The organism is Nonomuraea mangrovi (genome assembly GCF_042681425.1).
Lineage (GTDB): Bacteria > Actinomycetota > Actinomycetes > Streptosporangiales > Streptosporangiaceae > Nonomuraea > Nonomuraea mangrovi.
In genome coordinates this window covers 710,850-734,345 of record NZ_JBHUFV010000033.1, presented here as the reverse complement: position 1 = coordinate 734,345, position 23,496 = coordinate 710,850, and the positions used below count along the sequence as shown (strand labels likewise).

At 70.8% G+C, this 23,496-nt stretch carries 22 protein-coding genes; 6 read left to right on the top strand and 16 right to left on the bottom strand.

The window, feature by feature from the left end; genetic code table 11:
- Positions 1–19: 19 nt before the first annotated feature.
- The gene (locus tag ACFSKW_RS21815) at positions 20–331 is read right to left on the bottom strand and encodes a hypothetical protein (RefSeq protein ID WP_379574153.1); all 312 of its coding nucleotides are present in this window, start codon (positions 329–331) and stop codon (positions 20–22) included.
- Between the two features lie 132 nt (positions 332–463).
- Between ACFSKW_RS21815 and ACFSKW_RS21810 the strand changes: the two genes are divergently transcribed.
- Complete coding sequence (locus ACFSKW_RS21810; RefSeq protein ID WP_379574152.1) at positions 464–1,312, top strand: SCO6745 family protein; 849 nt, start codon at positions 464–466, stop codon at positions 1,310–1,312.
- On the opposite strand, the gene ACFSKW_RS21805 is transcribed toward ACFSKW_RS21810, so the two are convergent.
- Positions 1,287–1,628, bottom strand: coding sequence for a DUF202 domain-containing protein (locus tag ACFSKW_RS21805; protein WP_379574151.1), 342 nt, complete (start codon positions 1,626–1,628; stop codon positions 1,287–1,289). The two genes, ACFSKW_RS21810 and ACFSKW_RS21805, sit on opposite strands and share 26 nt — an antisense overlap.
- A 2-nt stretch (positions 1,629–1,630) precedes the next feature.
- Positions 1,631–1,963: a YidH family protein gene (locus ACFSKW_RS21800; protein ID WP_379574150.1), complete on the bottom strand. Its 333-nt coding sequence runs from the start codon at positions 1,961–1,963 to the stop codon at positions 1,631–1,633.
- A gap of 67 nt (positions 1,964–2,030) precedes the next feature.
- On the opposite strand from ACFSKW_RS21800, the gene ACFSKW_RS21795 reads away from it, so the two are divergent.
- Positions 2,031–2,933, top strand: coding sequence for a DUF3500 domain-containing protein (locus ACFSKW_RS21795; RefSeq protein ID WP_379574149.1), 903 nt, complete (start codon positions 2,031–2,033; stop codon positions 2,931–2,933).
- Here ACFSKW_RS21795 and ACFSKW_RS21790 read toward each other — a convergent pair.
- Genes ACFSKW_RS21790 through ACFSKW_RS21760 form a run of 7 tightly spaced genes read right to left on the bottom strand, consistent with a single transcriptional unit; the run spans position 2,930 to position 10,225 of the window.
- Positions 2,930–3,316, bottom strand: coding sequence for a hypothetical protein (locus tag ACFSKW_RS21790; protein ID WP_379574148.1), 387 nt, complete (start codon positions 3,314–3,316; stop codon positions 2,930–2,932). The two genes, ACFSKW_RS21795 and ACFSKW_RS21790, sit on opposite strands and share 4 nt — an antisense overlap.
- A gap of 39 nt (positions 3,317–3,355) precedes the next feature.
- On the bottom strand, positions 3,356–4,651 hold the full coding sequence (locus tag ACFSKW_RS21785) for an ABC transporter substrate-binding protein (protein WP_379574147.1): 1,296 nt from the start codon (positions 4,649–4,651) through the stop codon (positions 3,356–3,358).
- A 13-nt stretch (positions 4,652–4,664) separates the two neighbouring features.
- Entirely contained in the window at positions 4,665–5,849 is a 1,185-nt protein-coding gene (locus ACFSKW_RS21780; RefSeq protein WP_379574146.1) for a branched-chain amino acid ABC transporter permease, read from the bottom strand.
- Positions 5,846–6,733, bottom strand: a complete 888-nt coding sequence (locus ACFSKW_RS21775) for a branched-chain amino acid ABC transporter permease (protein ID WP_379574145.1) — start codon at positions 6,731–6,733, stop codon at positions 5,846–5,848. The genes ACFSKW_RS21780 and ACFSKW_RS21775 overlap by 4 nt, the downstream gene beginning before the upstream one ends.
- On the bottom strand, positions 6,730–8,574 hold the full coding sequence (locus ACFSKW_RS21770; protein ID WP_379574144.1) for an AMP-dependent synthetase/ligase: 1,845 nt from the start codon (positions 8,572–8,574) through the stop codon (positions 6,730–6,732). Before ACFSKW_RS21770 ends, ACFSKW_RS21775 begins: the two co-directional genes overlap by 4 nt.
- Positions 8,571–9,452 carry an ABC transporter ATP-binding protein gene (locus ACFSKW_RS21765; RefSeq protein ID WP_379574143.1) on the bottom strand — a complete coding sequence of 294 codons (882 nt, stop codon included), beginning with the start codon at positions 9,450–9,452 and terminating at the stop codon, positions 8,571–8,573. The genes ACFSKW_RS21770 and ACFSKW_RS21765 overlap by 4 nt, the downstream gene beginning before the upstream one ends.
- Positions 9,449–10,225, bottom strand: coding sequence for an ABC transporter ATP-binding protein (locus ACFSKW_RS21760; RefSeq protein ID WP_379574142.1), 777 nt, complete (start codon positions 10,223–10,225; stop codon positions 9,449–9,451). Before ACFSKW_RS21760 ends, ACFSKW_RS21765 begins: the two co-directional genes overlap by 4 nt.
- 112 nt (positions 10,226–10,337) lie before the next feature.
- Between ACFSKW_RS21760 and ACFSKW_RS21755 the strand changes: the two genes are divergently transcribed.
- Positions 10,338–10,595: a ubiquitin carboxyl-terminal hydrolase 14 gene (locus ACFSKW_RS21755; protein WP_379574141.1), complete on the top strand. Its 258-nt coding sequence runs from the start codon at positions 10,338–10,340 to the stop codon at positions 10,593–10,595.
- Here the strand turns inward: ACFSKW_RS21755 and ACFSKW_RS21750 are convergent.
- Positions 10,592–12,160, bottom strand: a complete 1,569-nt coding sequence (locus ACFSKW_RS21750) for a Na+/H+ antiporter (protein WP_379574140.1) — start codon at positions 12,158–12,160, stop codon at positions 10,592–10,594. The two genes, ACFSKW_RS21755 and ACFSKW_RS21750, sit on opposite strands and share 4 nt — an antisense overlap.
- Before the next feature lie 98 nt (positions 12,161–12,258).
- Positions 12,259–13,488 carry a chromosomal replication initiator protein DnaA gene (locus tag ACFSKW_RS21745; RefSeq protein ID WP_379574139.1) on the bottom strand — a complete coding sequence of 410 codons (1,230 nt, stop codon included), beginning with the start codon at positions 13,486–13,488 and terminating at the stop codon, positions 12,259–12,261.
- A 324-nt stretch (positions 13,489–13,812) separates the two neighbouring features.
- Between ACFSKW_RS21745 and ACFSKW_RS21740 the strand changes: the two genes are divergently transcribed.
- Positions 13,813–15,786 carry an ATP-dependent DNA helicase gene (locus ACFSKW_RS21740; RefSeq protein WP_379574138.1) on the top strand — a complete coding sequence of 658 codons (1,974 nt, stop codon included), beginning with the start codon at positions 13,813–13,815 and terminating at the stop codon, positions 15,784–15,786.
- A 31-nt stretch (positions 15,787–15,817) separates the two neighbouring features.
- Here the strand turns inward: ACFSKW_RS21740 and ACFSKW_RS21735 are convergent, their stop codons facing one another.
- A complete protein-coding gene (locus tag ACFSKW_RS21735; protein ID WP_379574137.1) occupies positions 15,818–16,636 on the bottom strand; it encodes an MOSC domain-containing protein in 819 nt (272 codons plus the stop codon).
- A gap of 105 nt (positions 16,637–16,741) precedes the next feature.
- Between ACFSKW_RS21735 and ACFSKW_RS21730 the strand changes: the two genes are divergently transcribed.
- Positions 16,742–20,338, top strand: coding sequence for an AAA family ATPase (locus tag ACFSKW_RS21730; RefSeq protein WP_379574136.1), 3,597 nt, complete (start codon positions 16,742–16,744; stop codon positions 20,336–20,338).
- A gap of 271 nt (positions 20,339–20,609) precedes the next feature.
- Here the strand turns inward: ACFSKW_RS21730 and ACFSKW_RS21725 are convergent, their stop codons facing one another.
- Genes ACFSKW_RS21725 through ACFSKW_RS21715 form a run of 3 tightly spaced genes read right to left on the bottom strand, consistent with a single transcriptional unit; the run spans position 20,610 to position 23,045 of the window.
- The gene (locus tag ACFSKW_RS21725; protein ID WP_379574135.1) at positions 20,610–21,449 is read right to left on the bottom strand and encodes an ABC transporter permease; all 840 of its coding nucleotides are present in this window, start codon (positions 21,447–21,449) and stop codon (positions 20,610–20,612) included.
- Positions 21,446–22,429, bottom strand: a complete 984-nt coding sequence (locus ACFSKW_RS21720) for an ATP-binding cassette domain-containing protein (RefSeq protein ID WP_379574134.1) — start codon at positions 22,427–22,429, stop codon at positions 21,446–21,448. Before ACFSKW_RS21720 ends, ACFSKW_RS21725 begins: the two co-directional genes overlap by 4 nt.
- A 40-nt stretch (positions 22,430–22,469) precedes the next feature.
- The gene (locus tag ACFSKW_RS21715) at positions 22,470–23,045 is read right to left on the bottom strand and encodes an NADPH-dependent FMN reductase (protein WP_379574133.1); all 576 of its coding nucleotides are present in this window, start codon (positions 23,043–23,045) and stop codon (positions 22,470–22,472) included.
- A gap of 136 nt (positions 23,046–23,181) precedes the next feature.
- On the opposite strand from ACFSKW_RS21715, the gene ACFSKW_RS21710 reads away from it, so the two are divergent.
- Positions 23,182–23,328: a hypothetical protein gene (locus tag ACFSKW_RS21710; RefSeq protein ID WP_379574132.1), complete on the top strand. Its 147-nt coding sequence runs from the start codon at positions 23,182–23,184 to the stop codon at positions 23,326–23,328.
- Positions 23,329–23,496 lie beyond the last annotated feature (168 nt).

Sequence of the window (23,496 nt, the reverse complement as noted above, 5' to 3'; positions counted from 1 at the left end):
CGCGCCCGGGACCGGGCGGTCACGTGATCGCCGCGCGCCAGGTGAACTTCAGCGCCGTCTCCTTGGTCACCTCACGAGGGGCGGGCACGGGCGGTTCCTGATCTCTGGCCATGTATCCGGCCGGGAAGGTCGTGATCTGGACCGCCCCGCACTTGGGGCAACTCCTGTCGGAGGTGGGCGGCTGGACGGCCACGCCGGACCGCATCCACACCTCGACCTCGTTGCCATGGCTGTCGGTGAGGTGCCTGACGAGGTACTCCTCCTGCCAGACGTGCCAGCAGCACTGGCACTCGAACGGCCATGTCTCGCGTGCGTCATAGCCCTCGTGCACGTGAATCACCTCCGAGCTGGTCTTCTTCGAGTGTCCGCCTCCCCCTGCCGCCCCCGCAAGCCGTTGACGAGGCGGGAAAGGCCCCGTAGGTTCCCATACCGACCGGTTGGTTCGGAGGCGAGGAGACAGTCGATGGTCGACACCCGCGAGGCAAGACGCGCATGGCGCCGCCTGGAGCCGGTGCACGGCATGATCTACTTCGTGCCGGAGGCACGGGAGCTGTACGCGGCCCTCGGCCTGCGGGGACGCGCGGGCTACTTCGCCTCCCGCGGCGCCGCCTTCGGCGCCGCGTCCGCCGAGGTGGTCATCGCGACGTTCTACAACTTCAACCCCGACCTCGTACGGCGCTCCCTCGCCGCGGCCTGGGAGAAGACGAGCCCCACCGAGGTCCTGGCGGCCAGGCTGGAGGCGGCCGGCACGGCGCTGCGCCGAGGTGGCGTCGACGGGGCCGGCGCGCTGGCCGAGACGCTCGCCCTGGCAAGGAGGGCGGCGGAGGCGGCGGCTGAGCACGTGCACGGCCGCCCGCTGTTCGCCGCCCACGCGGCTCTCCCCTGGCCGGGCGAGCCGCTGCTCGACCTGTTCCACGCGCAGACGCTGCTGCGGGAGTTCAGGGGCGACGGGCACGTGGCGCTGCTGGTCTCGGAGGGGCTGTCGCCGGTCGAGGCCCTGGTCCTGCATGCCGCGTCGAGGGAGGTGCCCGAGATCTTCCTCAAGACGTCGCGGGGCTGGCCCGAGGAGGCGTGGGGCGAGGCGGCGGACGCGCTCAAGGCACGCGGCCTGCTCGCCGACGGCCTGACCGAGGAGGGCGCCAGGCTGCGCGGCCACATCGAGAGCAGGACCGACGAGCTGGCCATGCCCGCCTACGCCGCGCTGGGCGAGGACGGCTGCTCGCGCCTGGCCGAGCTGGCCAGGCCCTTCGGACGCGCCGTGGTGGACGCGGGGCTGCTCCCGCTCTCTAGCCGTGGGCCAGGCTCGTCGTGACGACGAAACAGATCGAGCCGGCCACCACGCAGAGGGTGCCGACCCAGGCCAGCAGCGCGTCGGGCCTGCTGTCGAGCGGATCGCCGTTGTGCAGGGCGCGCTGGACGTGGCGGAAGCGGGAGGCGGTCCGCACGAGCAGGACCCCTCCGCAGAGCGCCGCCAGCGCGAACGCCGCCACGAACACCAGGCCTAGCCCCGCGCGGGCGGCCAGCCCCGCCGCGCCCAGGCCGCCCGTGGACAGGGCGACGGCGGTGCGCACCCACGCCAGGCGGGTGCGCTCGCTCTGCAGCCCGGGGTCCCAGATCTCGGCCGACATGCTCAGGCCATCAGGATGAGGACGAGAGCCACGACGGCGACGGCGGCCACGCCGTAGCCGAAGACGGCCGCCAGGGCGGGCGGCGGCAGCGGCGCCTGGTTGCGCAGCGCGCGCTGGATGTTGCGCCAGCGCGGGTAGGCCATGCCCGCGGCGAGCGCGGCGAGAAGGACCAGGATCAGGGCCATCACGGTGCGCACCCACGGCACGAAGATGTCGTCGGAGACCGCCGCCATCGCCACGCCGCCCGCGCACAGCGCCAGGGACGTGCTCAACCAGGTCAGGAAGGTCCTTTCGTTGGCGAGGGTGAAGCGGGGATCAGGCTCGGTGCCGTTCATGTGACCACGCTAAATCGACCCCATTTCCCCTAGAGAAGCCGGGATAGGAGATCCTGTTGTCATGCTCATGGCGCAGATCGCTACCCGGTTCCTCGACCGCCTGACGCCGGAGCAGCGGCAGGCCGCCGCCTACGAGTTCGGCGACCCGCTGCGGCGGCGCTGGACCTACGTGCCCGCGCCCAGACCAGGAGCCTCGCTGCTCGGGCTGAGCCGCGAGGCGCGCAAGGCGGCGCACCGGTTGCTGGCCACGGCGCTGTCGCGGCACGCGTTCGCCCAGGTGGTGACGATCATGGCGATGGAGGAGGTGCTCGACCTCGACGAGGGAGGGCGCAGGGGCCGCCACAGCGACGACTACCACGTGGCGATCTTCGGCACGCCGGGGACGGAGGCGTGGAGCTGGCGCTTCGAAGGCCACCACGTGTCGGTCACGGCGACGGTCGCGGGCGGGCGGGTCGAGGTGGCGCCGCTGTTCCTCGGCGCCCACCCGGCCGCCGTCCGGTACGGCGAGACCGCCGTGGTCAGGCCGCTACCGCTGGAGGAGGAGATGGCCAGGGCGCTGGTGGCCGACCTGTCCCCCGCGCTGCGCGCCCGGGCGGTGGTCGCGGACGTCGCGCCGCCCGACATCCTCACCGGCACGTCCGCGGTGGCCGCGGAGCTGGAACCGCGCGGCGTGTGGGGCGGCGAGCTGGCCTCCGCCCAGCGCGACCTGCTGGGCGGGCTGCTCGGTGTCTACCTGGACCGGCTGGCCCCCTCCTTGCGGGGCGCGCACGATCCGGCCGCCTTCTCCTTCGCGTGGGCCGGGCCCGTCGCGGCGGGCGCCGGTCACTACTACCGGATCCAGGGCCCTGGGCTGCTCGTCGAGTACGACAACACGCAGGACGCCGCCGATCACGCGCACACCGTGATCAGGAGGCCGGGCGCCGACTTCGGCGCCGGGCTGCTGGCCGCCCATCTGGCGGACGAGGCCTAGCTGCAGGCCTCCTTCAGCTTCGTCAGGTAGGCGGCGGTGTCGTTGCCGACCTTCTGTACGGCGTCGACCGCCTCGTTGGCGCTGTTGACGTCGAGCTTGCTCAGGCTGGCGGCCAGATCGTCGGTGGCCTCCTTCAGCGTGGTGTTGGACGCCTTGTCGGCCACCTCGCCCAGCTTCTTCGAGGCGGCGTCGAGTTCCTTCTCCATCGCGGCGGGGTCGTTGACCAGGCCGCTGATCTTGGCGACGGTCTCCGAGACTATCTTGGGGGCCTCCAGACAGGCCTGAGCCTTGTCGACCGTCGCGTTGATCTCGCTGCAGCCGCTGGCGAAGACGACAACGGCGAAGGCGGCAAGGGGCACGAACCTGCTGGCAACGAGTCGCATGTCCTCGACACTAGCCAACGGCCGCGCCCCTTGCGCTGATCATGACAGTTTGTTGAAGCAGGGGCCGTCCATCGTGTACCCCTGTGCGGTCGGGCCTGTGAAGAAGTCCTTGACGATCGCGACCCCGGTGGGCGCCGACTCGTCCACCTTGTTGATCAGCGTCTGGCGGAAGGTGGCGGTGTTGGCGTCGCCGGAGAAGTTGCCCGCCTCGGTGGGCAGCATGCCCTCGTAGTCGACGGTCGAGAGGGACTTCACCCCGGCCAGCAGGCCCTTGCGGCTGACGTCGCCGCTCGCGACCATCTTGTCCAGCGCGGCCTTGAGCGGATAGGACCAGGCCCAGCCCGAGGTGTAGCCGTCGTTCGCCGTCACTCCAGGCAGCGCGTCGCGCATGGCCTTGTGGCCCGGGGTGTCCGATCCGTACGGCTTGCCCGGCGCCGACTGCTCGTACAGCGCCTTCAGCGCGGGCGCGGCGGGCGACTTGAGCAGGGCGGGATTCCACGTGGGCCCGGTGCCGATGAAACGGCCCTTGTACCCGGCCGCCGCCGACTGGCCGATGATGGCCGCCGCGTCGGCGGGGCCTGTCGTGAGGATCACCAGGTCGGGCTTGTTCTTGGTGATCTCGGTGATCGCACGCCCCTGCTCGGTGGCCCCGGGCGGGGTCTCGACGGCGGTGAACTCCAGCTTGTTCCGCTCGGCGGCGATCTTCGCGCCCGCCGCCGCGTCGGCGCCGTAGTCGCCCGCCAGGTGCACGGCCATCACGCTCTTGGGCTTGTAGGCCTCCATCGCGTAGTCGACCGAGTTCATGGCCTCGATGCAGTAGTTGGACCCGGTCTCGACGATGACGTCCTCGAACTCCCACGCCGAGGTCCACGAGGCGGGCGCGGACACGACGCTGTTGGCCTTGAGGTCGTCCAGGATCGCGGCGGTCGTCGGCGAGCCGAGCGTCTGCGCCAGGCCGAGGACCTTGTCCTTGATCTCGTTGTAGACCTGCCGGTGGGTCTCGGGGTTGTACTTGTTGTCCCTGACGTAGGTCTCGACGTCGACCTCGTACTTGCCGCCGATGCCTCCCGCGGTGTTCACCCGCTTCCAGAAGGCCTTCTGCGCGTCGGTGATGGGGACGGCCAGCGCCGCGAAGGGGCCCTGGGTGAGGTCGGAGATCGTGCCGAGGTAGATGCATCCCTTGTTCTTGTCGACCGCCTTGGGACATGGCTCGCTGGTGACGCCCGTTGCCATGGCGCCGCCGCCCTTGCTGCCCTCGTCGTCCCCCCGGATGACGCCGCAAGCGGACAGAAGGGCCACTACCGCGACACCAGTCACGACATAGCGACTCTTCACAAAATTTCCCTTTCTAGTAGGAGAAGGGCCAGGCTTTCCAGTAGTTGCGCACGCGGACCCAGATGCCGAACAGGCCGCGCGGCTCGAAGACGAGGAACAGGATGATCAGCAGGCCGTACAGGACGGTCTCGACCTGGAAGACGTTGGGCGTCACGGTGGTGTCGCCGCTGACGAACGGCACCAGCGCGGGCAGCGACCTGGTCAGCGGCTGCAGCAGCGAGATGAACAGGGCCCCTGCGATCGCGCCCGACACCGTGGCGACGCCGCCGATCAGCACCATCGCGATGAACTGCACCGACAGCAGCAGGCTGAAGGAGCCTGGCTCGACGAAGCCGGTGATGCTGTAGAGCAGCGCTCCCGCGCACCCGGCGTAGAAGGAGGAGATGCCGAAGGCGAGCACCTTGTAGCGGGTGAGCGGCACGCCCATGACCTCGGCGGCGATGTCGCGGTCGCGGACGGCCATGAAGGCCCTGCCGATGCGGGAGCGGGCCAGGTTGCGCGCGGCCAGCGCGAAGAGCACGAGCGCGGCCAGCATCAGCAGGTAGAGGAGTTGCTCGCGGGTGCCGAGCGGGCCGTCCTGGTCCAGGCGGACGCCGAACAGCTGCGGCACCGCGGCCGAGCGGCCGACGCCTGGGCCGCCGGTGAGGGCGTCCCACTCCTTGAAGACGTGCTCGCCGAGGAAGACCAGGCCGAGCGTGACGACGGCGAGGTAGAGGCCGCGCAGCCGGGTTGCCAGGGGCGCGACGAGCACGCCCGCCAGGGCGGCGGCCAGGCCCGCGGCGGGCAGCCAGATCCAGATCTCGGCGAGGCCGAGCCCGATCGTCCTGCCGCCCGGCGGCGCCGACAGCGCGGCGCCCGTGTAGGCGCCGATCGCGACGAAGAAGGCGTGGCCCAGCGAGACCTGGCCCGCGTAGCCGGTGACGATGTTGAGCCCGATGGCGCCGATCGCCAGCACGTACGCGCCCGCCAGCACCTCGAGCGAGCGGTCGGCGAGCACCACCGACAGGGCGAAGGCGGCCAGCACGAGCACCGCGGTCCACACCTTCTTGGCCCTGGTGTCGAGCAGCGCCATGTCCTGGGCGTAGGCGGTGTAGAGCGACGGCCGCCCGCGGGGACGTCGAGACCGTCCGGTCGGTATGTCGGAGATGCGGGGCCGCGACGCGCGCCGCTCCTTCGCCGGCGTGTCGAGCTCGCTCATACCCGCTCCACCTCTCTCGTGCCGAACAGGCCGTAGGGTCTGACCAGGAGCACGAGCAGCATCACGACGTACGGCGTGACCACCGCGAAGTTCTGCCCCAGCCACGGCGCGAACTCGCCCTGGTAGCTCTGGAACAGCGACTCGACCACGCCGATCGCCAGCCCGCCGACGACCGCGCCGCCGAGGGAGTCGAGGCCGCCCACGATGATCGCGGGCAGCGCCTTGAGCGCGATGATCCAGGTGAGCTGCTCCACGCCCTGGCCGGTCCCGACGAACATCCCCGCGATGGCCGCGAGGAAGCCCGCCAGCCCCCACGACAGCGCGAACACCATGCCGACGGACACGCCCTGGGCGAGCGCGGTCTCCTGGTCGAAGGCGGCGGCCCGCATCGCCAGGCCGTACCTGGTGAAGCGGAAGAAGGCGAACAGCAGCCCCACGAGCACGGCCGTGACCGCGAGCATGGCCAGCCACCTGGTCTGCACGACCAGCGGGCCGAGCGAGACCTGCGTGAAGCCCCACGGGTCGCCCATCTGACGCACGTCCCTGCCGATGAACGCGTTGACGACCACCCGGACCACGACGTCGATGCCGAGCGTGATGATCGCGACGACGAAGACGGGCCTGCCGACCATCGGCCTGATCGCGATCCGTTCGATCGCCAGCGCGACCCCCGCGATCAGCAACGCGGCCAGCAGCACCGCGGGATAGAAGCCGGTGACCTCGGCCAGGTAGCTGACCGCGACCGCGCCCGCCAGCATCAGCGACGGCTGCGCGAAGCTGATCACCCGCGTCGCCTTGTAGATGATCACGAAGCCGAGGGCGAGCAGCGCGTACACCGATCCGTTGCCCAGGCCCCTGATGACCGACTCCAGCACGCCCTTCACCCGCGGTACATCCCTTCGACCTGCTCTTCGAAGAGCTTGGCTATCGCGCCGCGCTTGACCTTCTGGGTGGCGGTCAGCTCGCCGTCCTCGTGGTCGAGCTCCTTGGGCAGGAACGCGAACCGCCTGACCTGCTCGACTCTGGCGAACCTGGCGTTGACGTCGTCGACGATGCCCTGGACCAGCTCACGCACCTCGGGCTTGTCCGACAGGTCGCGGTAGGTGGTGTAGGACAGGCCGCGCCTGCGCGCCCACTCCCCCACCGTGTCCAGCTCGATGCCGATCAGCGCGACCAGGTACGGCCGCCGGTCGCCGATCACCACCGCCTCCTTCAGGTACGGCGAGGCCTTCAGCGCGTTCTCCAGCTCGCTGGGCGCGATGTTCTTGCCGCCCGCGGTGATCAGGATGTCCTTCATCCTGTCGGTGATGCGCACGTGCGTGCCCTCGACCCACTCGCCGACGTCTCCGGTGTGCAGCCAGCCGTCCTCGTCCAGCACGTCCGCGGTCGCGCGGGGGTTGCCCCAGTATCCGGCGAACGTGCCCGGATGGCGGGTGAGGATCTCGCCCGTCGGCTCGTCGATCCGCAGCTCGGTGCCCGGCTGCGGCTCGCCGACGGTGCCGAGCCTGATCCGGCCCGGCCTGTTGCCCGTGGCGATCGCGGTGTTCTCGCTCATGCCGTACACCTCGTGCATGGCGACGCCGATGCCCATGTAGAACTTGAGCACCGCGGGCGCGATCGGCGCGGCGCCCGAGGCGGCGTAGCGGACACGGCGCATCCCGAGGCGTTCGCGCAGCGAGCGGTAGCACATCAACCAGCCCAGGCCGTAGAGCAGCCGCGTGCCCGGGGTGTGGACGCCGCCGGTGCGCACCAGCGTGTCGCCGATGCGGTCGGCCACGCGCAGCCAGAACCGGGCGACGGCGCGCTTGAGCGGCGAGGCAGAATCGATCTTGATGTTGACCTGGGCCAGGACCTTCTCCCAGATGCGCGGCACGCCGAACAGGATCGTCGGCTGCACCTCGCGCAGGTTCGCCTGGACGGTGTCGATGGACTCGGCGAAGTTGACCTGCACGCCCGCGGCGGCGTTGAACCAGACGGTGAAGGCGCGCTCGGCGACGTGGCAGAGCGGCAGGTAGGAGACGACCAGATCGCGCTCGGACGGCGGTGGCGAGGTGAAGCCGCCGCCCTCGACCAGCGTCCTGACCGCGAACTCCACGTTGGCCACCGTGAGCATCACGCCCTTCGGCGGTCCCGTCGTGCCCGAGGTGTAGATGAGCGTCACGACGTCGCCCGGCTCGGCCGTCGCCATCCTGGCCTCCAGCGCGTCCGGGTGCAGCGCGCTGTGCTCGGCGCCCAGCTCCAGCAGCTCGGGCCACGACATCAGACGCGGATCCGCGTAGCGGCCCCTGATGCCCCGCGGCTCCAGGTAGACGATCCGCTCCAGCCCTGGACACTCGTCGAGGACGGCCAGGGCCTTGTCCACCTGCTCCTGGTCCTCGGCGATGAGGATCCTCGCCCCGGAGTTCGACAGCAGGTAGGCCACCTCGGCCGGCGGGTTGGTCGGGTAGAGGCCCACTGTGACGCCCCTGACCGCGACGATCCCGAGGTCGGCGTAGAGCCACTCGGGCCGGTTCTCCGAGTGGACCGCCACCCGGTCGCCCGGCTCGACGCCGAGCGCGAGCAGCGCGTGCGCGACCAGTTCCACGTTCGCCCAGTAGGCGCGCCAGCCGACCTCCTCCCAGACGCCGAAGTCCTTGTGGCGCATGGCGACGGCGTCAGGGCTCTCGCGCGCCCTGCGGCGGACCCTCGTGGCGATGGTCTCTGTTCTCGTGGCGGTGATTGTCATGCGGCGCCTCCCAGGTACGCCTCGATGACCTTCGGGTCCTGCTGCACCTGCGCGGGCGTCCCGAGCGCGACGGGGCGGCCGAAGTCGAGCACGAGCACCCGGTCGGCCAGGTCCATCACCAGGCCCATGTCGTGGTCGACGAGCACGATGGGAATGCCCAGCTCGTCGCGGATGTCCAGGACGAACCTGGCCATGTCCTCGGTCTCCTCCAGGTTCATCCCGGCGACCGGCTCGTCCAGGAGCAGCAGCCTCGGCTCCATCGCCAGCGCGCGCCCGAGCTCCACCCGCTTCTGGATCCCGTACGGCAGCAGCCGTACCGGGTGCCTGCGCCAGGCCTCCAGCTCGAGGAAGTCGATGATGTCCTCGATCCTGGCCCTGGCGGCCAGCTCCTCCCTGCGGGCCCTGCCGAACCAGACGATGGCCGGGAGCGCGCCGTAGCGGAAGTGGCAGTGGCGGCCGAGCATGAGGTTGTCGAGGACGGTCAGGTTGTGGAACAGCTCGACGTTCTGGAAGGTGCGGGCCATGCCCATGGCGGCGATGTCGTGGGGGCGTCTGGTGAGCAGGTCCTCGCCCTGGAAGGTGACGGAGCCGCGCTGGGGGCGGTAGACGCCGGACAGGACGTTGAAGATGGAGGTCTTGCCCGCGCCGTTGGGGCCGATGACGGCGAACAGCTCCCCTGGCCTGACGTCGAACGAGACGCCGTCGATCGCCTTCACCCCGGCGAACGACAGCCGGATGTCGTGCACCTCCAGGACGTTCCCGCTGGATCCGCGGGCTTCCGGGGGATCGCCGGGCGGGCGCGCCTCGGTCGCGTTCGACGAGGTGGTGCCGGGATGGGCTCGAACGTCGTCCGGAGGGCTCGGGGTGGGGGCGGTCATGAGAGCCACCGCTTCCGTCTCTTGTAGTGCTTGACGTCCCTGAAGGACTTGGCGGCTCCCTCGGCGCCCAGCCCCAGGTAGAACTCCTTGATGTCCTCGTCGGCCAGCAGCTCCCCCGCCGGCTTGTCCATCACGATCTTGCCGGTCTCCATCACGTACCCGTGGGCCGCGATCGACAGCGCCATCGTCGCGTTCTGCTCGACCAGCAGAACCGTGGTCCCCTGCCGGTTGATCTCGAGGACCAGGTCGCGGATCTGCCCCACCAGCGCGGGCGCCAGCCCCAGGCTGGGCTCGTCGAGCAGCAGGTAGCGGGGGCCCGCCATCAGCGCCCTGCCGACCGCCAGCATCTGCTGCTCACCGCCGGACAGATAGCCGGACACGCTCTTGCGCCGCTCCTTCAGCACGGGGAACAGGGCGTAGACCCTGTCCAGGTGCGAGGTCGACGAGGTGTGGCCGCCCACCCTGAGGTTCTCCTCGACGGTGAGCTCGCCGAGGATGCGCCGCCCCTCCATGACCTGGCTGATGCCGAGCCGTACGATCTGGGCGGGTCTCATGGTGTGGATCGGCCGGCCGTCGAGCGTGACCGAACCCTTGGTGATCTCGCCGTCGTGCACGTCGAGCAGGCCCGACAGGGCGCGCAGGAGCGTGGTCTTGCCCGCGCCGTTCGCCCCGAGCAGCGCGACGATCGACCCGGGCGGCACGGCGAGGCTCACTCCGCGCAGCACGAGCATCACATCGTCGTACACGACCTCGAGATTGCGAACCTCAAGCACGCGGGCCTCCTAGGTGGGGACCCCCCGATGAGAGAAAGAGTCGCCCGCACCACCCGCCCGATCAATAGGTGCGACCAAATTGGAACTGTGTTCTGGTCCTAAGCTTCTTGCCATGGCAATTTGCGAGCATCTTCTCGAGGCAGACGACCCGGCACCGCGCACGCCTCAGGGCTGCGAGGAGTGTATGGCGATGGGGGCGCGGTGGGTGCACCTGCGCCGGTGCCTGGACTGTGGTCACATCGGCTGCTGTGACTCCTCACCGAACAAGCACGCCACCGCGCACTACCGTGCGGAGGGTCACCCTGTGATGCAGTCGTTCGAGCCCGGCGAGGACTGGAAGTGGTGTTTCGTGCACAACGCGATGGCCTAACGCTCCAGGATCGCCTCTTCGAAATCGAGCTCCGCCGTGACGCGGCGGAGCACCTCGTCATCGAGCCGACGCTCGTCGCGGAGCCGTACGAACACCTCGCGCTCCGCGGCCAGCATCTCTCTGCGCAGCCGCCGGTAGAGGCGGCTCGGCGTCTCGACGCCGCCCTGCGCGGTCCCGCCGCCGAGCCGCTCCCACGCGTTGAGCGCCCTTCGCTCCGACTTGGCGCGCAGCATGTCGATGACCTCGGCGTGGACCTCGTCCGTCTCCTCCTCCCTGAGGATCTCCTCCAGCCTGGCCATGCCCGCCTCGACCGCCGCCTGCTGGGCCGCGGCCTCCGACAGGTTGTCCTCGTACTGCTCGCGCTCGCTCGTGACGCGCAGCTTCCTGATGAGCGTGGGGAAGGTCAGGCCCTGCACCAGCAGGGTGAGGATCACCGTGCTGAAGGTGAGGAACAGCAGAAGGTCGCGTTCGGGGAAGCCCTGGGGGATGGCGAAGGCAGCGGCCATCGACACCACGCCGCGCATGCCCGCCCAGCCGACGACCACGACGTTCTGCCAAGGCGGCTTCATCGAGGTCCTGCGCACCATCAGCGGCAGGTAGGTGGCGGGGAAGACCCAGACGAACCTCGCCAGGACGGTCGCCAGGAAGATGGCCAGGACGTAGCCGGCGACCTCCCACGGGCTGCGTCCCGCCAGCCCGCTCAGCACCGGCACCAACTGCAGGCCGATCAGCGCGAAGACGATCGACTCCAGCAGGAAGTCGGTGACCTTCCACACCGAGGTGAGCACCAGACGGGTGCCGGCGCCGGTGCGGTGCATCCGGTGACCGAGGTAGAGGCCGACGATCACCACCGCGATCACGCCGGAGGCGTGGACGGACTCGGCGCCCAGGTAGGTGGCGAACGGGATCAGCAGCATGACGGTGTTCTCGACCAGCGCGTCGCGCGCCCGCTCCAGCAGCCACCCCGCCACCATGGCGACCGCGATGCCGATCACCACGCCGCCGACCGCGGTGTAGAGGAACTCGCCGGCGCCCTCGAGCAGGCTGATGCCGTGGCCGGCCGCGGCCCCGATCGCCACCCGGTAGGCGGTCAGCGCCGTCGCGTCGTTGAACAGGCTCTCGCCGATGAGGATCGTCAGCGATCTGCGCGGCAGTCCCAGTCTGCGTCCGACCGCGACCGCGGCGACGGCGTCCGGCGGGGCCACGATCGCGCCCAGCGCGAAGGCGGCGGCCAGCGGCAGGTCGGGCAGCATCAGGTGCACGACGCCGCCGATGACCAAGGTGGTGAACAGCACGAGGCCGACCGACAGCAGGCCGATCGCTCTCTTGTTCTCTCGCAGGGTGAGGTAGGAGCTGTCCAGCGCCGCCGAGTAGAGCAGCGGCGGCAGGAACACGTAGAGGATGAGCTCGGGCTGCAGCGCGACCATGGGCACGAACGGCGAGACCACCAGGCCGGCGAGCACCAGGAGCAGCGGCGCGGGCCAGCCCCTTCGTCTGGCGACCCACGCGACGAAGATCGAGCCACTGGCCACCAGAAGCCAGTACAGACCCGCTGACGCGTCCACGTGCCCCCCTGTTGCCGAGAAACGGGCGAATCCGACCGGTCTGACCCGGCGGCCAGTTTCTCACACGGACGACGTCCGCGGGCATCAGGGGCGGGCGGTCACCACTCTCTGCGTTCGATCCTGTCGTCGCGGTGCTGCTGCTCGGGGCGCAGGCGTTCGCCCGTGACATACATCTGGTCGGTCACGTAGGGGCGATGGATGGAGGGGTCGGACTGCTGGTGCTGGTAGGCGTCGGGGCCGAGGCCCAGCGGGTCCGAAGGGTTCATCGGCCCCTGCTGGTAGGAGGGCTGCCCGTACTGGTCCTGCTGGACGTACTGGTCCTGCTGGCCGTACTGGTCCTGCTGGCCGTGCGGCTCGGGCTGGGGGTAGGGCTCGGGGGCCGTCCTGCGGCCCGCGCCGGGGATGCCGTGCATGGGCGTGCCGAGCCCGGCCGAGCCTGGGGCGCTCTGCGCCCGCTGCGGCGGCGCGAAGGGGTCGGTGTACGGCTGGGCGGGCGGCCGCCCCGGCTGGGTGTACGGGTCCTGGCCGTAGGGGTCCTGCGCGTAGGCGTCCTGCCTGGGCTGCGGCTGTCCCTGCGTCCCGAACGGATCGGGCTGCGAGCTCGCGAACGGGTCGTGCTGGGCGCCCTGACCCGCGAAGGGGTCGGGCTGACCGCCCTGTCCCGGGAAGGAGCCGGGGTGAGCGTTCTGCGCGGCGAACGGCTCCGAGTGCGTCGCGTACGGCGTGGCCGACTGCCGGGGGAAGCCCAGCGGATCGGTGGACTGCGGCCCCCTGGCGCCTTCGCGCTCGGACGGCAGCTGGTAGTCGGGCATCGGGTAGCCGGGACCCGCGGCGGCCATCGGCTCGGCGCTCACAGGAGGCTGCTCGGCCAGCCGGGGCCTGCCGTCGGCGGGGATGGGCGTTTCGCGCTGGTCACCGTAGGAGGCGACGAGCTTGTCCTGCTGGGCGGGCGCGCCGCGGGCCACGAGCACGTCGTTGGGCGACAGCGTCGCCGTCGGCCTGTCGTCGTGGGCGCGCTGCGGCTCGTGCTCGAAGGGCGGGGGGCGGTGGTACTGGCCCGTGCCCGGGTACTCCACAGGATCGGCGACGGGCTGGACGACAGGGGCGGCGGGCTCCTCGCCCGCGGCCTCCGCGTAGCCGTCGTCGAGGGTGTCGAGCAGCCGCCCGACGTCGTCCATCGGCATCCGGAAACTGCCGGTGCACATCTCCCCTCGCCACAGGCTGAGCACCAGGGTTCCCTCGTGCCACGTGACCCGGAGACACCTCTCCTGACCTCGTGCATCGAAGAACACTTCGCCGAACGACGGCAACGGGACAACTTCCGACATGGCAGACATACTGCTTTAACCAGCCTTTATTCGTCCACTCAACCTTGAGAAACCCTACCTAAACGGGCTTTCCACACCCACTGCGAGCACCGGGGCGCCACGGCGGGAAGATCTTCTTTGACCTGGCGGGTTACGCCCGGCAAGTGTGCCACGCCGTACGCGCAAGGGTGCCTGGAACGCCAGGATGTGTTCACCTCCGTACGGAGAGGTGACCGGGGTTTTGCAACCCTTTGGGCGACTCTTGAGGATGCCTGCGGACGGCCGCGACGCGGCCCGATCGCAAGGCTGCCAAATCTGTCGCCGCGACCGGGTACGGTTTCTGCCGTGCCGGACTCCACACTCCCACCAGTCGAAGAGCTGCTGTCCATCGCCGTAGGCGCCCTGGGAGGGAGCGACAGGCCAGGGCAGATCACCATGGTCAAGGCCGTGCAGCGGGCCATCGACGACGAGGAGCACCTCGCGGTCCAGGCCGGCACGGGCACCGGCAAGTCGCTCGCCTACCTGGTGCCCTCGATCCGGCACGCGATGGAGTCCGACTCCCCCGTGATCGTCTCCACCGCCACGATCGCCCTCCAGCGGCAGCTCGTCGACCGTGACCTGCCGCGCCTGGCCGAGACCCTCGGCAAGGACCTGCCGCACGAGCCGACCTTCGCCATCCTCAAAGGGCGGCGCAACTATCTGTGCCGCTACAAGGTGACGGCCGGATGGCCGGAGGAGGAGCAGGACCAGCTGTTCGACCCCCGCGAGGTCAGTGCCACGGGCCGGATGGTCCAGCGCATCCAGGAATGGGCCGAGGAGACCACGACGGGCGACCGCGACGAGCTCGTGCCCGGCGTCAACGAGCAGGCCTGGCGGCAGTATTCGGTGAGCGCCAAGGAGTGCCTGGGGGCGCAGCGCTGCCCGAGCGGCGCCGAGTGCTTCGCCGAGCTGGCCAAGGCGCGGGCCGGAGAGGTCGACGTGGTCGTCACCAACCACGCGCTGCTGGCCATCGACGCGATGGAGGGCATGTCGATCCTGCCCGAGCACGAGGTCGTGGTCGTCGACGAGGCGCACGAGCTGGTCGACAGGGTCACCTCGGTGGTGACCGACGAGCTGTCGGAGGCCTCGGTCTCGCTGGCCGTACGGCGGGTCGGGCGGCTCATCGAGCAGCCGATCGCCGACCAGCTGATGGAGGCGGGCGAGGACCTCAAGGCGCTGCTCGACGCCGCGCCGCCCGGCCGGATCGACGATCTGCCCGAAGTGCTGGGGCTGACGCTCGCGCTGGTTCGCGACAGCGCCGCCAGGTGCGTCACCGCGATGGGCCCGCGCGGGGCCAACAACTCCGCCGATCCCGACAACATGGACACTGTGGGCCAGCGCAAGGCGGCCTTCACCGCGCTCGACGAGGTGCACGACACGGCCGTGCGCATGCTGGAGGCCTACGGGCACGCCTCGGAGGTCGACAGAGCCGAGGTGGTGTGGCTCGACGGCGCCACCGACAGGCGGCCCGCGACGCTGCGCGTGGCGCCGCTGAGCGTGGGCGGGATGCTGCGCGACAAGCTGTTCGGCGAGCGGACGGTCGTGCTGACCTCGGCCACGCTCGCCCTCGGCGGCACCTTCGACGGGCTGGCCGCGCAGTGGGGGCTCGGTGACAAGGGTTGGACGGGCATCGACGTCGGCTCGCCCTTCGACCACCCGCGCTCCGGCATCCTCTACGTCGCCAAGCATCTGCCCCAGCCGGGGCGTGACGGGCTGCCGCAGGCCTACGTCGACGAGATCGCCGAGCTGATCGAGGCGGCGGGCGGGCGCACGCTCGGGTTGTTCTCCTCGATGCGGGCGGCCAAGGCGGCGACGGAGGCCTTGCGCGACCGGCTCGACGTGCCGCTGCTGTGCCAGGGTGACGACTCCACGATGCTGCTGGTCAAGCAGTTCGCCGAGGATGAGGCGACCTGCCTGTTCGGCACGCTGTCGCTGTGGCAGGGCGTCGACGTGCCCGGCCCCTCGCTGCGGCTGGTGATCATCGACAGGGTGCCGTTCCCCAGGCCGGACGACCCGCTGACCTCGGCGCGGCAGCGACACGTGATGGCCAAGGGCGGCAACGGGTTCATGGCGGTGGCGGCCAACCACGCGGCGCTGCTGCTGGCGCAGGGGGCCGGGCGGCTGCTGCGGGCGCAGGACGACAAGGGGGTGGTGGCGGTGCTCGACCCTCGGCTGGCCACGGCCCGCTACAGCGGGTTCCTGCTCAACTCGCTGCCTCCGTTCTGGCGGACCAGCGACCCTGCGGTGGTCAGGACCGCACTCAAGCGCCTGACGAGCTGACGGGCCGCCAGGGCGCTCGACGGCCCTGCGGTCAGCGGGCCGTCACCGGGTCGCCCACGTTGATCACGCCCAGGGTGCGCGGGACCAGACGGATACCGAACCACGTCTTGCCGTCCCACCTGCGGTGCCTGGCGAGCGTCCGGAGCGGTTCCTTGCCCCTCAGCCGGGTGTCGGGGTCGATGATCGTCACCGCGCACCGGTCGCACAGCTCCGACACCCGGAAGTCGACGCCGCCGATCCGCACCTCCCGCCAGCCGTCCTCCTCGAACGGCACGAGCCCGTCGACGACCACGCTCGGCCTGAACCGCAGCGGCGACAGCGGCCCTGGCGACGGCTCGCCCCGCTCGCGTGCGCCCTCCTCGATCCATTCGTCGAGTCTGCGTGCGGAGGCGGCGGAGGTGAGCAGCAGCGGCGCGTCCCAGGCGAACGTCACCACCTCCCCCGGCAGCCCGCCATGGGCAGGGTCGATGGAACGGCGGGCCGGGTCGTCGAGCCACACCAGTCTGGCGGGCACGCCGAGCAGGTCGGTGAACCAGGAGTGGGCCTCGTCCGCGGCGAGCACGGCGCGGTCCAGCCCCGAGAATCCCACGGGAACGCTCCCTCCGCGCGCCGGTGGCACCTCGAGATCCGGGAGTCCTTCCGCGGACAGCAGCAGGCCGCCGTCGCTCCGCTCCGCGGCGGTGACGGCCAGCAGCCGGGGATACTCGCCGAGCCAGAGATTGTCACCTTGGTGATCGACGACCGCCCACCGACGGTCTCCGTCCAGACCCCAGGGGTGGACGTACGCGGTGTCCACTGCCCATCCTGAAATGGATTTGATCGGATATATACGGATCTGCGTGATCAGCACGAGCCCACTCTACGACGTGAGAGAGCGCTCTCTCGCCTACCTGCCCGTCGTACCCTGAGGTCGGGCACGGATTTTGTCGGCACCAACCGCTACCTTCTGAGCACGATGCGAACTCACGACGGCCAGGCGCTCATCGGCAGGGATCACCCTGCCGAGCTGCTGCGTGCCGAGATCGGCAGGGTGACCGCCAGCCACGGCGGCCTGGTGCTGGTGACGGGCGAGGCGGGCATCGGCAAGACCACGCTGGTGACCAGCGCGGCCGAGCAGGCCAGGCGTGCGGGCGCGGTGGTGCTGAGCGGGTCCTGCTGGGATTCCGAGGCCGCGCCAGGCTACTGGCCGTGGGTGCAGGTCATCCGCGCGCTGCGCCGTACCGGCGAGTGGCCGGTCATCGAGGAGGCCGCGGGCGGGAGTCTGGCCGCGCTGCTCGGCGACGGCGCCACAGGAGAGGCGGGCGACGCCTTCCAGGTCTACGACGCCGTCACCACCGCTCTGGTCACGCTGTCACAGACGCGCCCCGTCGTGGTGGTGCTCGACGACCTCCACTGGGCCGACGGGGCTTCGCTGCGGCTGCTGGAGTTCGCGGCGCAGCACACCTGGTTCGAGCGGCTGCTGCTGCTCGGCACCTACCGCGACGTGGAGGTCGAGCAGGTCGAGCATCCGCTGCGCCCGCAGCTGACCTCGCTGTCGGCGCGCGCCACGATGATCACGCTCACCGGGCTCGACAGGGCGCAGGTGGCCGCGCTCATCGCCCGCACCATAGGCCACGAGCCCGGTGACGACGTGGTGGAGGAGATCCACCTGCGCACCGGAGGCAACCCCTTCTTCGTCGAGCAGACCGCCCGGCTGTGGCGCAGCAACGGCTCGATGGCGGCCATCCCGCCGAGTGTGCGCGACACACTGCGGCGGCGGCTGTCGCTGCTGCCCTCCAGCGTGGTCACCCTGCTGACCGACGCCGCGGTGCTCGGCAGGGAGTTCCATCGGCAGGTGCTCGCGGCCGTCGCCGCGTCCCCTGCCGCCCATGTCGACAGGCTGCTGGCCCAGGCCGCCGCCGCCAGGTTGGTCGTCCCCCACGGCGGCGGCGTGTTCGCCTTCGCCCACGACCTGGTCAGGGAGACGCTCTACGACTCGCTCGACGAGGCGGACCTGCGCGCCAGGCACGTCGCGACCGTCCACGCGCTGCGGGCCGTGCCGGAGGCCCTGCCGGGGGATCTGGCGCGCCACGCCTACCTCGCGGGCGACGCCCTCGATCCCGTCCTCGCCTGCGAGCTGCTGGTGTCGGCGGCCAAGCAGGCGCTGCACCGGCTGGCCATGGAGGAGTCGCTGACCCACTGGCGCAGGGCGATGGAGCTGGCCGAGAAGGGACCGCCCGAGTCGTTGATCAAGGTCGGTCTGGCGTTCGGCCGGGAGCTGCACCGCGGCGGCGAGAGCGAGGAGTCCGCGCGGGTCTTCGACCGGGCCATCACCGCCGCCCGCAGGCTGGACGACCCCGCGCTGCTGGCCCGCGCGGCGCTCACCTACTACGGCACCTGCCGCAACGAGGACACCGCCACCAGCCTGGAGCTGCTCCGCGACGCGCACCGAAGGTTCGTCCCCGACGCGGGCGGCAGCGACCGGCCCTCCGCCGACCGGCTCGCGCAGGACCTCGCGGTGCGCATCAGCTTCGTCGCGCGCAACAGCGACGACGACGAGGCGCTGACGTTCGGCCTGTGGGCGCTCCACGACACGATCTGGGGGCCGGGCACCGCCAAGCAGCGGGTGGAGCTGACCGAGGAGCTGCGCGCGCTGGCCCGCCGCGGCAACGACGCCGAGATGGAACACTTCACCACCTCACTCCACTGGGTGGCGTTGCTGGAGCTCGGCGATCCCCGATTCCTCGACCAGTTCCACCACTACATCACGATGGGCAGGCGCAGCGACCACGCCCACGTCGGCCTGTCCACGTTGATCGACCTGAGCATCATCGAGCTCCTGTCCGGCGACTTCGCCACGGCGGAGTCGCTCCTGGACGAGGTCATCGAGGTCGCCGGCGGCCACGATCACACCCCTTTCGGCTACATGGTCGACCACCATCGCTGGGCGGTGCTGCTGGCACAGGGGCGCTTCGAGGAGCTGCGCTCCGTGCACGAACGGCTCCGCGCCGGCCGTCACCCCTACGCGGCCATGCTCGAGGCGCTGACCGACCTGCGGCGTGGGCGGGCCGAGCCCGCGCTGCCGCGAATCGGCGACGCGCCCTCCGACGAGTCGATCCGGCCGCTGTGGTTGCGCTACCTGGCCGAGGTGGCGGCGGCCTCCCGAGACCCCGAGCTGTGCGCGAGAGCGAGGGAGCTCCTGGCACCCCACCTGGACGAGTGGGCCGTCTCCCTCTACGGCTGGGACGTCAGCGGCCCCATGATCCTCTGGCAGGGCCTCGTGGAGGCGGCCGAGGAACGCTGGGACGCGGCGATCGAGGCCTTCACCGCCGCCAAGAGCTCGGCCGACCGGCTGCACGCGCGGCTGTGGTCGGTGGAGGCCCGCCTGCACCTGGCCGCCGCGCTGCTCGCCCGCGCCCACCCGGGCGACGCGCGGACCGCCGAGCGCTTGCTGGACGACCTGGCCGCCGAGGCGGCCACGCTGGACATGCGCCACATGCCCGACCGCCTTGACCGAGTACGGCAGGCCCCTCGTGGCCGCGCCGCCGTACCGGCCGAAGGCGTGGAACGGCGCGCGAACGACGAGCCCACGTCATCGGACGAGCGCCAGGCCCGGCGCCCCGATCGCGCGCCGCACACCGAGCAGAGGAGCGGGCCGGCTCACCGATCCGATCACGCCCCGTTCGTCGGGCCGGGTGTGCGTGAGGCCGGCATGCCCGACGACGTCAGGACCGGCGCTCATGGCGAAGGGCCGGTGGACGGCGACCCGGCCGGGTCTGCCGGGAGTCGGACGGCGGCGAGCCGGCGTCGCGCTCAGGAGGCGCGCGGGAGTCGAGCATCACAGGAAGACGGAGAGCGGATCCCCTGGTCGGACATGGGGGGCCTACGGGAGCCGGGCGGCGGACAGTCCCTCGGAGAGCACTCCCCTGGGCCTCCGGGTGTCGACGGATCGTCTCGCGGGACGGCGAGCTCGTGGGGGGTGACGGACGGGCGGGAGGCGTTCGCGGAGGTCGGGGTGGCGGACGCCGGCCGCGAGTTCACCAGGCAGGGGTCGGTGTGGTCCCTGACGTTCGGTGGCCGCACCGCTCACGTTCCCGACGCCAAAGGGCTGCGGGACCTTCACCACCTGCTGAGCCGGCCCGGCACGGATCTGCCCGCCGTACAGCTCCTGGCTCCCGAGGGCGGCGAGGTGGTGGTCGCCGCGCGCCGACTGGGCGGCGACGCGGTCCTCGACGAGGAGGCCAAGGCGCGGTACCGCCACCACCTGGCCAGGCTCGACGAGGAGACCGACCGCGCGCTGGAGCTGGGCGACGACTCGCGGGCGGCGGCGCTCGACAGGGAGCGCGAGGCGCTGCTGGCCGAGCTGAGAGCCGCCGCGGGGCTCGGAGGGCGGGCGCGCAGACTCGGCGACGAGGCGGAACGAGCACGCAAGACGGTCACCGCGAGGATCCGCGACGTGCTGAGGAAGCTCGACACCCTCCACCCCGAGCTGGCCGCGCACCTGCGCGCCACCGTCTCGACGGGCACCACCTGCCGCTACGACCCCGACTCCGACCTCACGTGGCGCTTGTGACCACCGCCTCCGGCGAAGCGGATCCACAGCGGGGCATCCACGACCAGTGCGATCATGACGCCGCCGACGATGAACCAGGGCGCGAACCATCGACGGGCGCTCGTGACTGCCCGACTTGAGCTTGCCGCAAGGTTCACGCACAGGATTCGCCCCCGCTTCAGCGCCGACGCAGCGGAGCGGGCGCGAAAGGCCGTGGATGCCTTCTTCGCGCCCGCCGCTGTGTCCTCAGAATGATCGTTATCGATGTTTCAGCTGGTACGACGGTGTGTCACTACTTGCGGTTGTACAGGCGCATGGTCAGGGCGCCGAACACCGCGACGAGGACGAGGCTCGCCGCCAGCACCCAGCCCAGCTCGCCGAAGTCGGCGTTCCCGCCCATCAGGGAGCGGACGGCGGCGACCAGGTGGCTGATCGGGTTGATGTGGACCACGAACACCTGTAGCCAGCCCGGCATCGTGTCGGGGTTGACGAAGACGTTGCTGAGGAACGTGAGCGGGAACAGCACCATCATGCTCCACCCCATCACCGACTTCTCGCTGCGCAGGAGCAGGCCGAGCATCGTCCAGAGCCATGAGAACGCGAACGAGAAGCCGACCAGCACCGCGATTCCCGCCACGGCGCCCGCGATGCCGCCGCCAGGGCGGAAGCCGAGGATCAGGCCGACGATGAGGATGACGGTCGAGGCCGTCACGTAGCGGAGCATGTCGCCCAGCAGGTAGCCGACCATGGGCGCGGGCCGCCACATGGGCAGGGTCCTGAAGCGGTCGAACACGCCTCGTTCGATGTCCTTGTTGACCTCGACGCCGGTGTACATCGTGATCATCACGACGCTCTGCACCATGATGCCGGGCAAGACGAACTGAAGGTACTGCCCCGGCGAGCCCGCGAGGGCACCGCCGAACAGGAACGTGAACATCAGCGTCATCATGATCGGGAACGCGGTGACGTCGAAGAGCTGCTCGGGCACGTGCTTGATCTTCAACATCGCCCGCCAGCCGAACGTCATGGACGACGACAGCGCACTCGGGCGTTGCGGCCGGGCGGACGGAGCGAGCACGGTGCCGAGCGTCTCGGCCACGGGAACGTAGGCGGTGGAGGTGTCGGTGCTCATGCTGCGATCTCCTTCTCGGAGGCGGGACGGTCGGTGAGGGCGAGGAAGACCTCGTCCAGGCTGGGCTGGCCGAGGGAGAAGTCGTCGACGACGATGCCGGCGCGGGCCAGCTCCGCCAGGGCGAGCGAGGCCTGCTCGGCGGCGACGCGCTCCCCGTTGTCGGCGCCTGCGACGCGGGCCGTCAGCGCGACCGGGTCGGCTTCGAGGTAGACGTGCGTGCCGAGCGCGGCGGACAGCAGCCGTTCGGCCTCGGGACGCTGGGCGGCGTCGCGCAGCCGCACGTGGACCGCGCCCGCGCCGATGGACGACTTCAGCCGGCCTGGCGTGCCCTCGGCGATGACCTTGCCGTGGTCGATGACCGCGATGCGGCCGGCCAGTCTGTCGGCCTCTTCGAGGTACTGGGTGGTCAGGAGCACGGTGGTGCCGTGGGCGACGACGATGCGGATGATGTCCCAGACCTGGTTACGGCTGCGCGGGTCGAGCCCGGTGGTCGGTTCGTCGAGGAAGAGCAGGTCGGGAGTGTTGAGGATGCTGGCGGCGATGTCGAGCCTGCGGCGCATGCCGCCCGAGTAGTTCTTGACCAGGCGGTCGGCCGCCTCGGTGAGGCCGAACGCCTCCAGCAGTTCCCGTGCCCTGTCGCGCGCGGCGGGCTTGCGGTGGCCGAGCAGCCGGGCGAGCAGGACGAGGTTCTCCATGCCGCTCAGATCCTCGTCCACCGAGGCGTACTGCCCGGTCAGGCTCACTCTGGCGCGTACGGCATCGGCCTCGCGCCTGACATCGTGGCCGAAGACCCTGGCCTGGCCGCCGTCGGGACGCAGGAGTGTGGCGAGCATGCGGACGGCGGTGGTCTTTCCGGCTCCGTTGGGGCCGAGCACGCCGTACACGATGCCGGCGGGGACGCTCAGGTCGAGCCCGTCGACGGCGCGGTTGTCGCCGAACGACTTGACCAGGCCTGATGTTTCGATGGCTAGTTCTGTCATGGTGACGTCGCTTTCTGTATGGAGTTCTTCAGGAGGTTCTTCAGGAGGCGAAGGGCCGGGCGGCGCGGGCGGCGCGCAGCGCGAGCCCCCACCACAGGAGCTGGTCGAGCATCGTGGTGACCGCCTGCTCGCGTTGGTCGGTGTCGTACGGCCTGCCGTCCTCGCCCACACCGCCGTCGAGCAGGTCGACCCCGACACCGTCACGCACGGTGACGGCATGCAGGCCGATGAACACGGTTCGCAGGTGCTCGATGGCGTAAAGGCCGCACGATCCGGACCCGTAGGAGACGAACCCGACCGGTTTGGCCTGCCACTCGTCGTAGGCGAAGTCGATCGCCTGCTTGAGGGAGGCGGGGAAGCTGCGGTTGTACTCGGGGGTGACCACGACGAAGGCCTCCGCCGCCGACACCGAGGCCGCGAACGCCCGCATGGCGGGTGTGGCCACGGAGGGGAAGGCCGGCGGAAAGGTGTAGTGGGCCAGGTCGAGGACGGAGACGTCGAGGTCGTCGCGGAGCCCGGCACGGGAGGCGAACCAGCGGCCGATGCTGTCACCGACCCTGCCCTCGCGCGTGCTGCCGATGATCACCGCCATCCGCAGCGGGCCCGAAGCCTTCATCCCGCACCTCCTTTCATGAAGGAGGCGCTAGATCATCGCTAGATCGGATCTAGCGGAGGGGCTCTCCCGGCCGGCGAAGGAGGTCCGATCCGGCGAGATCACGCCGAGACGAGCTCGAGCCGGCGAGCCTCACCCTGTGCGAGAAGAACCGGCCGTCCGCGACCCGTGCGGCCTGATCGTCGGCGAGACGCTGACCGTGGTGCTCGGCTGCGGTGAGGCGCTCAGTCACCCGCCGTTGCGGCCATCCGGGTCTCGCCCGCAGCCGGGAAGCACCAGGGCATGAGCGACCGCCATGCGGGCGGCGGGCCGGACAGGCCAGCACACCGGACAGGCCAGCACACCGGACAGGCCAGCACACCGGGCAGGCCAGCACACCGGGCAGGCCAGCACACCGGGCAGGCCAGCACTCCGGAGGCCGTGAGTCGGGCGGGATGCGCGGGGCGGTGTCCGG

Excerpts from the sequence above, each read along its gene's own strand:
- ACFSKW_RS21715 (WP_379574133.1), bottom strand. The coding sequence starts at position 23,045 with ATGAAGGCTTCGGGCCCGCTGCGGATGGCGGTGATCATCGGCAGCACG.
- ACFSKW_RS21745 (WP_379574139.1), bottom strand. The coding sequence starts at position 13,488 with ATGTCGGAAGTTGTCCCGTTGCCGTCGTTCGGCGAAGTGTTCTTCGAT.
- ACFSKW_RS21730 (WP_379574136.1), top strand. The coding sequence starts at position 16,742 with ATGCGAACTCACGACGGCCAGGCGCTCATCGGCAGGGATCACCCTGCC.
- ACFSKW_RS21765 (WP_379574143.1), bottom strand. The coding sequence starts at position 9,452 with ATGACCGCCCCCACCCCGAGCCCTCCGGACGACGTTCGAGCCCATCCC.
- ACFSKW_RS21725 (WP_379574135.1), bottom strand. The coding sequence starts at position 21,449 with ATGAGCACCGACACCTCCACCGCCTACGTTCCCGTGGCCGAGACGCTC.
- ACFSKW_RS21810 (WP_379574152.1), top strand. The coding sequence starts at position 464 with ATGGTCGACACCCGCGAGGCAAGACGCGCATGGCGCCGCCTGGAGCCG.
- ACFSKW_RS21770 (WP_379574144.1), bottom strand. The coding sequence starts at position 8,574 with ATGACAATCACCGCCACGAGAACAGAGACCATCGCCACGAGGGTCCGC.
- ACFSKW_RS21780 (WP_379574146.1), bottom strand. The coding sequence starts at position 5,849 with ATGAGCGAGCTCGACACGCCGGCGAAGGAGCGGCGCGCGTCGCGGCCC.
- ACFSKW_RS21800 (WP_379574150.1), bottom strand. The coding sequence starts at position 1,963 with ATGAACGGCACCGAGCCTGATCCCCGCTTCACCCTCGCCAACGAAAGG.
- ACFSKW_RS21720 (WP_379574134.1), bottom strand. The coding sequence starts at position 22,429 with ATGACAGAACTAGCCATCGAAACATCAGGCCTGGTCAAGTCGTTCGGC.
- ACFSKW_RS21805 (WP_379574151.1), bottom strand. The coding sequence starts at position 1,628 with ATGTCGGCCGAGATCTGGGACCCCGGGCTGCAGAGCGAGCGCACCCGC.
- ACFSKW_RS21795 (WP_379574149.1), top strand. The coding sequence starts at position 2,031 with ATGGCGCAGATCGCTACCCGGTTCCTCGACCGCCTGACGCCGGAGCAG.
- ACFSKW_RS21755 (WP_379574141.1), top strand. The coding sequence starts at position 10,338 with ATGGCAATTTGCGAGCATCTTCTCGAGGCAGACGACCCGGCACCGCGC.
- ACFSKW_RS21790 (WP_379574148.1), bottom strand. The coding sequence starts at position 3,316 with ATGCGACTCGTTGCCAGCAGGTTCGTGCCCCTTGCCGCCTTCGCCGTT.